This window comes from Bacillus sp. TH22 (assembly GCF_016651015.1).
In the GTDB taxonomy this organism is placed as follows: domain Bacteria; phylum Bacillota; class Bacilli; order Bacillales; family Bacillaceae_G; genus Bacillus_A; species Bacillus_A mycoides.
Genome location: NZ_JAEKER010000001.1, coordinates 3779925 through 3794011 on the forward strand (window position 1 = coordinate 3779925; position 14087 = coordinate 3794011).

Annotated in this window: 15 protein-coding genes and 1 riboswitch; of the genes, 8 read left to right on the top strand and 7 right to left on the bottom strand. The window is 35.3% G+C overall.

Going from position 1 to position 14087, the window contains the following annotated elements:
* Positions 1–103 precede the first annotated feature (103 nt).
* The 4 genes from JFU18_RS19240 (at position 104) to JFU18_RS19255 (ending at position 4237) form a co-directional block, all read left to right on the top strand.
* The gene (locus JFU18_RS19240) at positions 104–1333 is read left to right on the top strand and encodes an ATP-binding protein (protein ID WP_201034398.1); all 1230 of its coding nucleotides are present in this window, start codon (positions 104–106) and stop codon (positions 1331–1333) included.
* A 25-nt stretch (positions 1334–1358) separates the two neighbouring features.
* Positions 1359–2576 carry an ATP-binding protein gene (locus JFU18_RS19245; RefSeq protein ID WP_201031943.1) on the top strand — a complete coding sequence of 406 codons (1218 nt, stop codon included), beginning with the start codon at positions 1359–1361 and terminating at the stop codon, positions 2574–2576.
* 318 nt (positions 2577–2894) lie between these two features.
* On the top strand, positions 2895–3218 hold the full coding sequence (locus JFU18_RS19250) for an iron-sulfur cluster biosynthesis family protein (protein ID WP_002089124.1): 324 nt from the start codon (positions 2895–2897) through the stop codon (positions 3216–3218).
* 113 nt (positions 3219–3331) lie between these two features.
* On the top strand, positions 3332–4237 hold the full coding sequence (locus JFU18_RS19255) for a DMT family transporter (RefSeq protein WP_201031942.1): 906 nt from the start codon (positions 3332–3334) through the stop codon (positions 4235–4237).
* A 28-nt stretch (positions 4238–4265) separates the two neighbouring features.
* Here JFU18_RS19255 and JFU18_RS19260 read toward each other — a convergent pair whose 3' ends face one another.
* Positions 4266–4487 carry a hypothetical protein gene (locus JFU18_RS19260; protein ID WP_002034446.1) on the bottom strand — a complete coding sequence of 74 codons (222 nt, stop codon included), beginning with the start codon at positions 4485–4487 and terminating at the stop codon, positions 4266–4268.
* Positions 4488–4779: 292 nt separating this feature from the next.
* On the opposite strand from JFU18_RS19260, the gene JFU18_RS19265 reads away from it, so the two are divergent.
* Positions 4780–5163, top strand: a complete 384-nt coding sequence (locus tag JFU18_RS19265; RefSeq protein ID WP_002129542.1) for an ATP synthase subunit I — start codon at positions 4780–4782, stop codon at positions 5161–5163.
* 501 nt (positions 5164–5664) lie between these two features.
* Here the strand turns inward: JFU18_RS19265 and pckA are convergent.
* Positions 5665–7251, bottom strand: a complete 1587-nt coding sequence (pckA, locus tag JFU18_RS19270; RefSeq protein ID WP_201034397.1) for a phosphoenolpyruvate carboxykinase (ATP) — start codon at positions 7249–7251, stop codon at positions 5665–5667.
* Between the two features lie 228 nt (positions 7252–7479).
* Positions 7480–7601: riboswitch (SAM riboswitch) on the top strand.
* Between the two features lie 169 nt (positions 7602–7770).
* Here pckA and metK point away from each other — a divergent pair.
* Positions 7771–8970 (top strand): methionine adenosyltransferase, encoded by a 1200-nt coding sequence (metK, locus tag JFU18_RS19275; RefSeq protein ID WP_002015707.1) that lies wholly within the window; start codon positions 7771–7773, stop codon positions 8968–8970.
* Positions 8971–9160: 190 nt separating this feature from the next.
* Here the strand turns inward: metK and JFU18_RS19280 are convergent, their stop codons facing one another.
* Positions 9161–9343 carry a hypothetical protein gene (locus tag JFU18_RS19280; protein ID WP_201031940.1) on the bottom strand — a complete coding sequence of 61 codons (183 nt, stop codon included), beginning with the start codon at positions 9341–9343 and terminating at the stop codon, positions 9161–9163.
* A 6-nt stretch (positions 9344–9349) separates the two neighbouring features.
* Positions 9350–9529, bottom strand: coding sequence for a hypothetical protein (locus JFU18_RS19285; protein WP_201034396.1), 180 nt, complete (start codon positions 9527–9529; stop codon positions 9350–9352).
* 816 nt (positions 9530–10345) lie between these two features.
* Between JFU18_RS19285 and JFU18_RS19290 the strand changes: the two genes are divergently transcribed.
* Complete coding sequence (locus JFU18_RS19290) at positions 10346–10855, top strand: MogA/MoaB family molybdenum cofactor biosynthesis protein (RefSeq protein WP_085312575.1); 510 nt, start codon at positions 10346–10348, stop codon at positions 10853–10855.
* Positions 10852–11454, top strand: a complete 603-nt coding sequence (locus tag JFU18_RS19295) for a molybdenum cofactor guanylyltransferase (protein ID WP_085312574.1) — start codon at positions 10852–10854, stop codon at positions 11452–11454. Before JFU18_RS19290 ends, JFU18_RS19295 begins: the two co-directional genes overlap by 4 nt.
* A gap of 281 nt (positions 11455–11735) precedes the next feature.
* On the opposite strand, the gene JFU18_RS19300 is transcribed toward JFU18_RS19295, so the two are convergent.
* The 3 genes from JFU18_RS19300 to JFU18_RS19310 all read right to left on the bottom strand — a co-directional run bounded on the left by JFU18_RS19300 (position 11736) and on the right by JFU18_RS19310 (position 14079).
* The gene (locus tag JFU18_RS19300) at positions 11736–12878 is read right to left on the bottom strand and encodes a glycosyltransferase family 4 protein (protein WP_085312573.1); all 1143 of its coding nucleotides are present in this window, start codon (positions 12876–12878) and stop codon (positions 11736–11738) included.
* Between the two features lie 12 nt (positions 12879–12890).
* Complete coding sequence (locus tag JFU18_RS19305; RefSeq protein ID WP_085312572.1) at positions 12891–13421, bottom strand: phosphatase PAP2 family protein; 531 nt, start codon at positions 13419–13421, stop codon at positions 12891–12893.
* A 145-nt stretch (positions 13422–13566) separates the two neighbouring features.
* Positions 13567–14079, bottom strand: coding sequence for a gamma carbonic anhydrase (locus JFU18_RS19310; RefSeq protein ID WP_002015678.1), 513 nt, complete (start codon positions 14077–14079; stop codon positions 13567–13569).
* Positions 14080–14087 lie beyond the last annotated feature (8 nt).

The window sequence follows — 14087 nt, forward strand, 5'->3', positions numbered from 1 at the left end:
ATATTATCTATGGATTGATTTTCCTCATTTGTTCAATTTATCTTTGTTTGTCTATGAAAATCATTTATTATAATAAATGGTATTCTTTTGAAGGGGTGTTGAAGTGGAAGAGAGTTTTCTATCAGCTAAAGAAGAAAAGAAAAACGCTAAGATTTTCTTATGGGTAATACATGTTATTTTAATTGTATACGAGGTTGCATACGCGATTATATTAGAAGATACAATGCCTTTAGCAAATTGGCATAAAGGGATATGGAAGCTTGCATATATTATGGCTATATTAGGTATTAGTGTTTACTTATTTGAGAGAGAAAAAGCATATTTAGTTAAATATACATATTTATTTGCATACATGATCGCAGAGACTTTTAATATTGGATGGTATGCTTTTCATAATACAATAGCATTTGATGAAGGGAATGTAATTGAATATATTTTCATTTTCTTCGTACCGATCTTTTTGAGTAAAAAATATTTATTTGTCTTAGCTCCATTCCTTATAGGGAAATATATGATATACCTATTTGTATTTGGAGAACTTAACCTGTTTATGTCTCTTGTTATAAATATGGTGTTACTTTTCGTGTCATTTATTATTTTAAATCGATTTTTACAATATCTTTCAGCAGTAAAGGGACGTATTGCAGAGGCAAGTCAGTCACAAAAATTGGCGGTTATCGGAAAAATGGCAGCGACAGTCGGACATGAAATTAAAAACCCACTTGCTTCACTAAAAGGGTTTACGCAATTACAAAAAGAGAAACACGAAAAAGATGCAACATATGAACAAATGATTCTCGAAATCGAAAATATGAATAATATGATTAGTGAATTAATGGAGATTGCTGCATGTAAACCTTCTGTTTATGAAAAACACATTGTAAGTGATGTTTTAGTACAAGCGGTAGAAAACATGCGCGGGAAAATGAATGAGTTAAATATAAATTGCACCTTTAATGAAGAGAAAAATAGAAGTGAAATTGAATGTGATAAACGCAAATTAAAAGGAGTATTTTTGTATGTTATTAAAAATGCTTTAGAGGCAATGGAACATGGCGGAACATTAAAAATACAAGTTGAAAATAAAAAAAGAGATTATGTAATAGTAAGTATAGTAGATAGTGGTTTTGGGATAAAAAAGGATAATTTAGGACGAGTTAAGGATGCTTTTTATACAACGAAGCAAGATAGAATTGGATTAGGTCTTACGGTAGCAGAGCGAATTGTGACAGAGCATCTTGGAGAATTACACATTTCTAGTGAAGTAAAGAAAGGAACGAGAGTAGAAATACTGCTCCCGAAAAAATGTGAGCGTAATGTGACACAAGATTAAGAGGTGTTGTTAAAGGAGTTATCATATGGAAAAAGGCAATATATTTGAAAAAGAAGAGATAAAGGCATTAATAATATTTTTAAGCTTATTCTTCGTTATATTTTTTGCGTATGATTTTGCTGAAAAAATTATTGTCCTTTTATCAGATGAAAATCAAAAACTAGCAGATGCTTTTGGAGAAGGATTAGGTTTATGGCTATATAGTTTGATGGTTGGATTATTCTTTATAGGATTTTATTTTATGAAATGGAAAAAGCCGTATATTGTGAAGTATATTATTTTAATTGGCTATAATATATTGGATTTTATTCATAACTTCATTATTTATTACGGAAGTGATGCGGAATTTGATGGCGGGAATATAGTAGAAGGATTCTTTATTTTATTTGCACCGATATTTGTGAATAAGAGGTACTTTTGGTTAGTTGCCGGAACTATTGTTGGAAAATATGCACTTATGGGATTCGTTGTTCAATCCTTTATTGTTCTTATCCCAATAGCATTATATAGCGTGTTTGTTATTATATGTTGGATTATATTTTTAAGATTCCAATCTTACGTTCGTACACTTGAAATGATGGATAAAGAAATACGAAATGTAGAGAAATTAGCAATGGTTGGAAAAATGGCGACAGTAATTGGCGATAAGATTAGAAGACCGTTAGAAAAATTGAAAAAACTTGTGAATAAGCAAGCGAAAAAATATCCAGAAGATAAAATTTATAGTGAAATTATGAGACAGGAAGTAGAGCGAATTCATACAATTGCTACAGAACTAAATGGGTTTGAGAAATCTAAATCGGTAGAATCCGAAACGCATAATATTAAAGAAATCATCTCTTATGTTATCAGGGTTATGGAAAAGCCAGCTTTAGAACAAGGGATAAAAATGCATGCTATTTATAGTAAAGATATACCATCAATTACATGTGAGGAAAAACGATTGAAACAAGTATTTTTTAATTTAATAAAAAATGCGATTGAAGCAATGTCAGTTGGCGGAACTATTACTGTAAAAGTTATAGTGGAAGATGTGATCATTGTTCAAATTATAGATGAGGGATGCGGCATTCCGAAAGATAAAATTCCGAAGCTAAATGAAGCTTTTTACACAACGAAAGAAACTGGAACAGGCTTAGGATTAGTAGTTACGGAAAAAATTATTAAAGATCACCACGGTAAATTGAACTTTGAAAGTGAAGTTGGAGTTGGAACGACTGTTGAGATTATGTTGCCGATTTAATGATAGTGTAAGAGATAAATAGAAAACATCACTTAATCAAAAGTGATGTTTTTTTAAATTGATTTATCCCGCGTTAGCAGGTAGTAAGACTCCCACCTCCAAATTAAGCTGGGACAAAGAAGTTAGGTGGGAGTCGGGCTGCCCGTAAAAGCCTGATTGGCGAGGGCTAATAATCAGAGGGGGATGGATACCTCCCTGATTAAAGTTTCACTTTATCACATATATTTTATAGTAGTCTTAATTTTCTGCATATAAGATTCGAGAAAAATGGTGGTACAATATATAAATGATACGAGAAGAGAGGATGTAGGTTAACACATGTACGTTACTGTAACAGAGGCAGCATATAAAAAGATTATGGATACGATTCCAAGTGAAACGAAATATATAAAGTTATTTTATGATAATGAAGGTTGCGGTTGTGTTATGAGCGGGATTATTGATTTAGTAGCCGTTTCAGAGAAAGATGAGCGCGATGTAGATATCGAATCAAGCGTACTAAACTTTATTGCAGATCGCACAAAGCTTGTATTTATGGATGATAAATTAACAGTTGATTGGCATGAAGTTGGAGGGACTTTCCAGCTGAAGAGCCCAAGCCAGTTTTATAATCCGAATATGAAGTTACATGTTCGAGTATAATGAAGAGAGAAGGAGTATATAATATGCTCCTTTTTCTTATGGATTTTTTCACATAATGAAATGTACATATAGTTGAATTTTCTGTATAATTCTCTTTGCGGAGGGGGTTGCGCATGAAAAGATGGGGAATTGAGTTATTAATTTTAAGTGTCGTTATTATTTGGGGGATTAACTATACGATTGCGAAATATGGACTTTTAGAATTTACAGCAATTGAGTTTACTGCAGTTCGAATGATGACAGCAGCACCACTACTGTTATTACTTACGTTCTTTATCGAAAAGTCACTTTATATGGAGCGAAAAGATATACCAAGATTAATCATCGTTAGCGTTGTAGGTATTGTACTGTATCAAACGTTATTTATGGAAACTGTAAAATACACATCCGCTACAAATGCTTCTTTACTCATATCTATTTCACCTATTTTTACAACTGTATTTGCGATTTTCTTGAAACAAGAAAAATTTTCTTCTCGAAAGTTAGTTGGTTCCATGATTGCCTTTATTGGTGCTACATTAGTTTTAGTAGCGGGGCATTCACTCGCTAGTTCTTTCTACGGAAATGGGATTGGACTTATTACATCAATATGTTGGGGACTTTATCCCGTTTTAGCAGGGCCGCTTATTAAAAAATACTCAGCATTACGTGTTACTGCATGGTCGACATTAGTTGGAGCGATTCCGCTCTTATTGTTAAGTGGCCCACATGTATTTGTCATGCCATTTCACATTATACACGGAATGACATTGTTTGCTTTACTATATTCTATTTTCTTTGTAACAGTATTTGGTTTAGTCATGTGGTATGTTGGTGTTCAAAAAATTGGAGCATCACATACGATGGTATATATGTATATTACGCCGCTCGTAGCGGTTTTATTTGCAGCAGTATGGGCAAATGAATATGTATCGTTACAACAAATAATCGGTGGAATGATCATTTTCTTCGGTCTATGGTTTGTGAAATCAGAGAAAGTAGAAGCGCATTCTATCGTGCAAGAACCTATATCAAAATAGGAAAACAGATCACCTATGATCTGCTTTCCTATTTTTTTATTTTTGGTAAAAATACGAGGAATAAAATGGCAGTAATAAGTGGGATTAAATTAAGAAAAGGAATGCGGAAGAGTGTAATTAGAATAATTCCTGGAAGAAGAACACCGAGGACAGCATAGAAAATACTATGTTTTTTCGTGTACCAATACAAGGAAAGTCCAATAAGTGCAGGAACAATGAGATGAATGAGAGCCATTAAAAAATAAATCATTAGACGCCCCCTTTATTTATGTGCTTATTACATCATATCCGTATGTTCATAGATTGATATCAATTTTTTCATAATTGGACGAAAATGTTTTGAAAAACGTCACATTTATGAGGGATTCTATATTAAAAATCTTGTATAATATTATTTCCTAAAAGCATTTTAACAACATAAACATACCGTTTATGTTGTTTTTAATTTGAATGAAATAGATTTTAAGTAGTATGGACTCGAAAGAAATGAGTTATACAGCTTTTGTTGGATAAATAGAAAAAACATTGAGGGGGAGTACAGCATGATTAGTTTGTCATTAAAATCGTTTAAAGTTCAATCATATTATCTACTAGGTATTCTGTTATTAGGCTGGATGTTAACACCGTTTTCAGCACATTTTCTAGGTGCAGGAATTGGACTTATTGTAAGCATGTATTGTGTTTGGATTTTAGGAAGGCGTATCGAAAAGCTTGGAGATAGTATAGTAAAGAAGACGAAAGCACCGACGCTTGGTATGTTTAATCGCTTTGCAGCTGCAATTTTGGGTGCTATTATCATGTACGAAATTGAGCATCATATGGTAATGTGGGCATTTGCAGTAGGTATTCTGGGTGGTTATTTCTTAATCGTTATTAATTTAGGGTATTATAGTATGAAGGATGAGGAAGAATTAACGAAGGGCTGAAAAAGATGAAAAGCCTCTTTTTAGATGGAATAGAGGATCCAGCGGTGGATAGAAGCGGTTAGGGCCTTTTTTAGCCCCATGCGGTGTGAAACCAGAAGGATGTAGTGAGTGGGAAAATAGGTTATATGTTCGAAGCCGTGGTTTGTATGTATGGAAATCCGAGTATGTAAATTGAAAATTGGGCTTGGGAAGTTTTAAGTTGGAATAGAGGATCTGGCGATGGATAGAAGCGGTCAGATCCTTTTTTAGTCCCATGCGGTGTGAAACTAGAAGGATGTAGTAAGTGGGGAATAGTTTGTGTGTTCGAAGCTGTGATTTGTATGTGAGTAAATTAAAGAATATATAGAAAGAAGCTTACGCGGAAAACGTAAGCTTCTTTTTTATGTAAGTGTGTGTAACCGTTAAGCCGCATTGGGTTTTGTCGGTGAGTACGCGGAACTTTACGGTTACACAACACTTATTCATATGAGTAAAAGGGTTATTCCAACAGAAAATTTTAACCTAAGCGATTGGACCGCCTAAGTTAATAATATCTTCAGAAACGCTATCGAATTTTTTGAAGTTTTCTTTAAATTCGTTTGCAAGCTCAATTGCTTTCACTTTGTAAGCATCTTTATCAGCCCAAGTTTGTTCAGGCATTAATACTTCGTCAGGTACACCTGGAACGTGACGAGGTACTTCAAGGCCAAAGATGTCGTGTTTTGCAGTTTCAGCCTTAGCAAGTTCACCGCTTAGTGCTGCTTGAATCATTGCACGAGTGTAACCTAAGTTCATACGTTTACCAACGCCATATTCGCCACCAGTCCAGCCAGTGTTTACTAAGAATACTTTTGCGTCATGTTTCTCGATTTTTTCACCAAGCATTTCAGCATAACGAGATGCATCAAGCGGTAAGAACGGTGAACCGAAGCAAGTAGAGAATGTAGCTTGCGGAGATGTAACACCGCGCTCTGTTCCTGCTAGCTTACTAGTGTAACCGCTTAAGAAATGGTACATAGCTTGTTCTTTTGATAACTTACTGATTGGAGGCAATACGCCAGATGCATCAGCAGTTAAGAAAATAATTGTATTTGGATGTCCTGCAACACTTGGCAGTACGATATTGTCAATCGCATGCATAGGGTATGCAGCACGTGTATTTTCTGTTAAAGTAGTATCGTTATAGTCAGCGATGCGTGTTTGACCATCAATGACAACGTTTTCTAAAACTGAACCAAATTTGATTGCATCGAAGATTTGTGGTTCTTTTTCATGAGAAAGGTTTACACATTTTGCATAGCAACCGCCTTCAATATTGAATACGCCGTTATCAGACCAACCGTGCTCATCGTCACCGATTAATTTACGGTTTGGATCAGCAGATAATGTTGTTTTGCCTGTTCCAGATAAACCGAAGAATAGTGCTACGTCGCCTTCTTCGCCTACGTTTGAAGAGCAGTGCATAGAAAGAATGTCTTGTTCAGGTAGTAAGAAGTTCATAATAGAGAAGATTGATTTTTTCATTTCTCCAGCATATTCTGTACCACCGATTAGTACGATACGTTTTTCGAATGAAACCATAATGAATGCTTCAGAATTTGTACCGTCAATTGCTGGATCTGCTTTGAAGTTTGGTGCAGAAACAATTGTGAACTCTGATTCGTGAGTTGCTAATTCTTCTTCATTTGGACGAATAAACAATTGATGTACGAACAAATTATGCCATGCATATTCGTTAACAACTTGAATTGGTAGGCGATAGTTGCGATCAGCGCCAGCAAATCCTTTGAAGATGAATAACTCTTCTTTTTCTTTTAAGTATTCTAAAACTTTTATATATAATTTATTAAAATGTTCTTCAGAGATCGGTTGGTTCACGGCTCCCCAAGCAATTTTGTCAGCAACCGATGCTTCCTTCACAATAAATTTATCCTTAGGAGAACGTCCTGTGTATTTTCCTGTTGAAGCAGAAACGGCACCAGTAGAAGTTAATTTCCCTTCGTTTCGCATTAATACTTTTTCCACTAATTGCGGAACACTTAATTGAATCTGTGCATTGCTTCCGTTCAATAATTCATGTAAACCAATTTGGACATTCACAGTACTCATATTTATATACCATCCTTTTCATTTAATGAAATATTTCTCGTAATCCCCATCAATAGTATAACACAATTATATAAATAATGTATACTATTTATTTATTTTTGTTTGTGTGAATGTATCATTTCCCTATTAATATTTCATTCTATGGGTATTGAGAAAAACTTTCAGGAAAATGTGAATATTAATTGACAAATGAATATCATTTCTTTAGTATAGATTGGGACGGATACTCTCTTATCCCGAGCTGGCGGAGGGACAGGCCCGATGAAGCCCAGCAACCTCATTTGTAGTGGTAAATACAGGTGAATAGGTGCTAAAACCTGTGCGAGGCTAACGGTCTCGAACGATAAGAGCAAAGGGCAAAAAGCAGTATGCAAGTAGCAAATTAAACCTTTCCTCTATGTTAAGTAGGAAAGGTTTTTCTGTATGCTTGTGTGGGAGAATAAATGTATGTCGCAGTTTGTGGCAAATTAAGGATGAGTTCCGTACAATATATACAATTACTGTAGGGAGGTTTACCACATGACAAAAAAACGTCATCTGTTCACATCTGAGTCTGTAACTGAAGGACATCCAGATAAAATTTGTGACCAAATTTCTGATTCAATTTTAGATGCGATCTTAGCAAAGGACGCAAATGCACGTGTAGCTTGTGAAACAACTGTAACAACTGGTTTAGTATTGGTAGCGGGGGAAATTACGACTTCTACTTACGTAGATATTCCAAAAATCGTTCGTGAAACAATTCAAGGCATTGGTTACACACGCGCAAAATACGGATTCGATGCAGAAACTTGTGCAGTTTTAACATCTATCGATGAGCAATCTGCTGACATCGCTATGGGTGTTGACCAAGCACTAGAAGCACGCGAAGGTCAAATGACTGACGCTGAGATTGAGGCAATTGGTGCGGGAGACCAAGGTTTAATGTTTGGCTTCGCATGTAATGAAACACAAGAATTAATGCCACTTCCAATCTCGCTTGCTCACAAATTAGCTCGTCGTTTAACTGAAGTACGTAAAGATGACACATTATCATACTTACGTCCGGATGGAAAAACGCAAGTTACAGTTGAGTATGATGAAAATGGTAAACCTGTACGTGTGGATACAATTGTAATTTCTACACAACATCATCCAGATGTTACGTGGGAAGAAATCGATCGCGATTTAAAAGAGCACGTAATTAAAGCTGTAGTTCCAGCAGAATTAATGGATGGAGAAACGAAATTCTTCATTAACCCAACTGGCCGCTTCGTAATTGGTGGACCACAAGGTGATGCTGGTTTAACAGGACGTAAAATCATCGTTGATACTTACGGTGGATACGCTCGCCATGGCGGTGGTGCATTCTCTGGTAAAGATGCAACGAAAGTTGACCGTTCTGCAGCATATGCAGCTCGTTATGTTGCGAAAAACATCGTAGCAGCTGGTCTTGCTGACAAAGCAGAAGTACAACTTGCATACGCAATTGGCGTAGCACAACCAGTATCAATTTCAGTTGATACATTAGGCACTGGTAAAGTATCTGAAGACGTATTAGTAGAACTAGTTCGTAACAACTTCGATCTTCGCCCAGCTGGTATTATTAAAATGCTAGACTTACGTCGCCCAATTTACAAACAAACAGCAGCTTACGGCCACTTCGGACGTACTGATGTAGATCTTACATGGGAACGTACAGACAAAGCAGCTACTTTAAAAGAGCAAGCTGGTCTATAATATATGAAAAAAAAGCTTTGCGCGTGTCGCAAAGCTTTTTTTATTTGGTTTTATCCCGCATTAACGGGCAGTAAGCCTCCCATTTTAAAATTCGGCTGTAAAGCAAAAAAGTTATGTAGGAGGCTAACTGCCTGTAAAAGCCCGATTGGTTCAACTAATAATCAGTGGGGAAGAACAAAATCCCCACTGATTAAAGTTTCACTTTATTTACTACTTGAATGCAAGAACTACAATAAACTTCCCCGTCTAGCTCAATATACTTCTTCATATTTGTCATCCCACTTGCCGGAAATGGCATATGAATCCACGCTTTTTCATACGTTTGTATTTCCTTTTCACATGATTTACAAAGGTGTGGTTTCTTACGGAACATAGACGGTCACCCTTTCAGTTGGTGTGCTTTTCCTGCGTAAAAAGCACTGCTCAGTAAAAATAGCGTTGCGAATATAATACTCACTAATGTAGCATATGGAATCGCGCTTTTTAAGGAAAAGCCGACAGTGATGGAAGCAACAAATAAGAGAATGAATGTTGTTGTTAATTTTTTATAAAGTTCCATAGTAATTTAAGCTCCTTATTAAGAATTAATATGTTTGAAAACAAGATTTTCTATGATGAGAAAATATGTTGCGATTAATTATAACATTCAAAATATTTTCAACTATATATTTTTACTCATTTTAGTTTATACCAGGAATATGGACGTGTTTTTAGTAATAATTAGGAATGTGAAGTCTAAAAAACGGTATGTTAATTTAAAGTGTGTAAAGTCAATTTTTGAAGGGGGTATTTTGAAATAAATATATTTAATATTGTAACAAGAGTAATAGCGCTTGTATTATTAGGGATTATAACTATAGTTTTTATTAATCTAAATAAACTATTGACTAATATGGTGGGAATTTTAGGGGCTCTACTTAATGCGTTAGGTGGTTCGTGAACCGAAGTTGAATTCTCGCTTAGGAGATATTTTTAGATGGAAAATTAGAAATTATTAGAGAAGGTTAATGGTAAAATTTGAGAAAGACACTTAGAGATGGTTAGGGTATTGACTCGACCATCTTTTTATTGTTGATTAATAAAATGCTACTGATATTTGTTATCCAAACTATTTTTATGTAAGATAAAAAATGATTCTCTAAGTGTGTAGTTTAAATAGATATATGGTTAATGAATTTAAGGGGAATGGCTATTTCTATCAATAAAAGTAATTATTTTACTTAATTGTAACAGTTTTAATTATTTGGATTTTATTCTTAGGATCTTAAGGAAGTCATTATTAAGATAGGGTCACAATTTTTATTTTTTTACTTGTAACAGTATAAAGATACGTATAATAAAGTGAAGGGAAATTTTTAGGAGGGAAAGATGAGACATGAGCGTAACTGAACATAAAAAACAAGCTCCAAAAGAAGTGCGCTGCAAAATCGTGACGATTTCCGATACACGTACGGAAGAGACAGATAAGAGCGGACAACTATTACATGAATTATTAAAAGAAGCAGGACATAAAGTGACCTCTTATGAAATTGTGAAAGATGATAAAGAAAGTATCCAGCAGGCTGTGTTAGCTGGTTATCATAGGGAAGATGTTGATGTCGTGTTAACGAATGGCGGAACTGGTATTACGAAACGTGATGTAACGATTGAGGCAGTTTCAGTGTTATTAGATAAAGAAATTGTTGGATTTGGTGAGTTGTTCCGTATGATTAGTTATTTAGAAGATATCGGAAGCGCTGCGATGTTAAGTCGAGCAATTGGCGGTACTATTGGAAGGAAAGTTGTCTTTTCGATGCCAGGATCTAGCGGAGCAGTTCGCCTTGCAATGAATAAATTAATTTTACCGGAATTAGGTCATATTACATTTGAGCTGCATCGCCAATGAGTAAGTGTGCTGGAATTGTATTAGCAGGAGGTATGTCGAGCCGATTCGGTGAGTCGAAAGCGTTAGTAGGCTGGAAAGAGAGTACTTTTATTGAGCATATTGTGCAAGTAATGGAAAGTATTTTGCAAGATGTTGTTGTTATTAGTCATACTGATATAAAAGAGAGAGTAGAGCAATTAGTACAAGTTCCAGTTATAGAAGATATGTCGCACTATAAAGGAAATGGGCCACTTGCTGGAATAGTGTCAGGAATGGAATACATAGATTCAGATTGGTATATTATCATGCCTTGTGATGCACCGAACGTTTCAAATGAATGGATTACCATTTTATTAGAGCAAACGAGCGATGAATATGATGCTGTTGTCCCTATTATTAATGGAAGAAAACAACCGTTACTTGCAGCGTATAATAACCGCGTGAAAGAAAAGATTTATGCTTTGCTTCAAGAAGAAAAAAGAAGTATGGGCCAGCTTTTATCACAATGTAATGTGAAATATATTGCTGGTGAAGATGTACAAGCGAATGTAGATTGGTTTATAAATGTGAATACGAAAGAAGAATATGTGCAGGCTCAAAAAGACCTTTCAAATGAATGAAAGGTTTTTTGATATACAGAAATTGGGGAACAATTGCTGTATAAAGGTATGTGAGTAAGTTGATTTTAAGGGGATTCTTAAAATCACCATACAGTAAAAAATACTGTATAACCATATATTAATTTTTATGGGTTTTTATTACAAGTCTGTTTAGTTATGTATCTTTTTGTTATAATGAATATAGGAATAAAATGATATTTCACCTTATGTATCATTTATTAAACTAAAATTTATAACTGTGTAATAAACTCCCTTCGTTTTTTGGAAGGGAGTTTTTCTGTTTAAGCGAGTAATTCTGATGCAGTGTGCTGAAGGACTTCTTCATATTGGTCAAGTAAGCCACGAAAGATCTCATCCCAGCTTTTTGATTTAGCATAAGACGAAGCTGCTATGCCCATTTGCATAAGCTGCTCTTCATTTTGCAATAAAGAATTGATGGAGGATAGAAAGGAATCTGTATCTTTTGGTGGACAAAGAATTCCCGTTTTTCCATCTGTAATAATATTTTTAACCCCGCCACTATTTGCTCCGATGACAGGTGTACCGCATGCAAATGATTCAAGTACGACATTTCCGAACGTTTCAGTAGCTGATGGAAATACCATCATATGAGAACAAGCATATGCTTCAGCTAAATCCGTACCTTGTAAATATCCAGTAAAAGTGACATTTGTTTTCGGAACAGCCTCACGCAAATTTGTTGCTAGAGGCCCGTCTCCAGCGATGAGCCAATGAATATCGTCACGTTCTTTGTTTGTCGTTTGAATAAGTGTTTGAAGAGTATCGATATCTTTTTCAGGAGCAAGGCGCCCGACGTAGGAAAGAATATATTTCGCTGTAATATTATATTTTTTTCGGAATAGGTCTTTATTGTAAGTTGGATGAAAGAGAGTACAATCTACACCACGTCCCCAAATATAGAGCTGTTGAAATCCTTTTTTCTTTAATTGATGTAATGTTTCAGGAGAAGGAACAAAGTTTTTTTGCATATGACTATGAAACCACCTTAAATAGTTCCATAGCATATTGGAGAGAAATTCGATTTTGTAATAGCGTAAATAGGCGTCAAAATCAGTATGATAAGAACCGACAACTGGGATATTTAACTTTTTGGCATAATATAACCCACAAATCCCCATATTGAAAGGCGTAGCGATGTGAATGATATCAGGTTTAAAGGCAAGAAGTTCCCGCTTAATGCGCGGAGTAGGAAAGGAAAAGCGACATTCTGGATATAATATTGTTAACGGGATACTTCTCATTTTGTTCACATTCGCTACGAAATTATCTTCTGCCGTATGCTGAGGGGCGAAAACAGAATAGGCGATATTTTCTTTTTGAAAATATTTAGTTAAACGTTCCAAAGTTTTCGCCACACCGTTGACTTGTGGTGTAAATGTATCGGTAAATATGGCGACTCTCATCATATCGCTCCTTTACATGAGTGGAATGAGTTGATAAAAAGAGATGATGCCAGAGCAAATGCCAAGGCACATGCCTACAAATACATCTGACGGATAATGAAGCCCTAAATAAATACGGGAAATACCGACGCATAATGCTAACGGTAATAGAAAAGCAAGCAAGTTTGGATTATAGCAAATAAATGGAATGAGGACAGAGAAAACAGCCGTTGTATGTCCGGATGGAAAAGAATGATCTTTTAAAGGCTGTACTGGATATTTCGCATCTTGAATTGTTAAATAAGGACGTTTTCGTGGATACCATCTTTTTAATATTTGCACAGGAATATGGCTAATTGTTAAAGAAATAGCAGTTGCAATTGCAGCTTGATGCAAATTCCCTGTTGCGAAAATTAAAAAGAATAGGGTAAGTGCAATGGAAAAACTTGCACCACCGATATGGGTAATATTGCTGAAAAAGATGTTTAATGTTTTTTGATCAAAGTAGCGATTAATTCCTTTGAAGATGTAACATTCTATTTTATATAGTCCACTGACCTTCATGAGATTTTTCCTCCCTCATTTACATATATATGGAGTTATTAACTTCTATTTTAATAAGATTTTATTGAGGGGATAATAAGGTTTTGTAAAGAAAAAGTTAGATTTTTTCATAAAAAAAGCTGCCAGTCTTATGGCAGCGATAAAATCACTTTTGTAACGATTTATAATATTGTCCTTTTTCAACGTATTGTGTGCGGATACGTTCCATATCTTTACGGTCTTCTTCTGTTAATTCGCGAATGACCTTCGCAGGGCGACCGAAAGCTAACGTATTAGGAGGGATTTTCTTTCCTTGTGAAACGAGACTACCAGCACCAATGAAAGCTCCTTCACCAATTTCAGCGCCATCTAATATGATAGATCCCATTCCGATTAAAGCATCTTTTTCAATTTTGCAGCTATGTAAAATAACTTGATGCCCAACGGTAACGTCATCTTCTAAAATAAGAGGATACTGGGGGCTTTGGTGAAGTGTACATTGATCTTGTACATTTACTCTATTTCCAATTATCGTTGGTGATACATCACCGCGGATGACTGTATTAAACCAAATGCTAGATTCTTCGCCAATTGTCACATCGCCTGTAATGGTAACATAGTCAGCGATAAAAGCACTACTCGCAATTTTCGGATTTTTTTCTTTGTAAGGATATATCATGTAAAGCC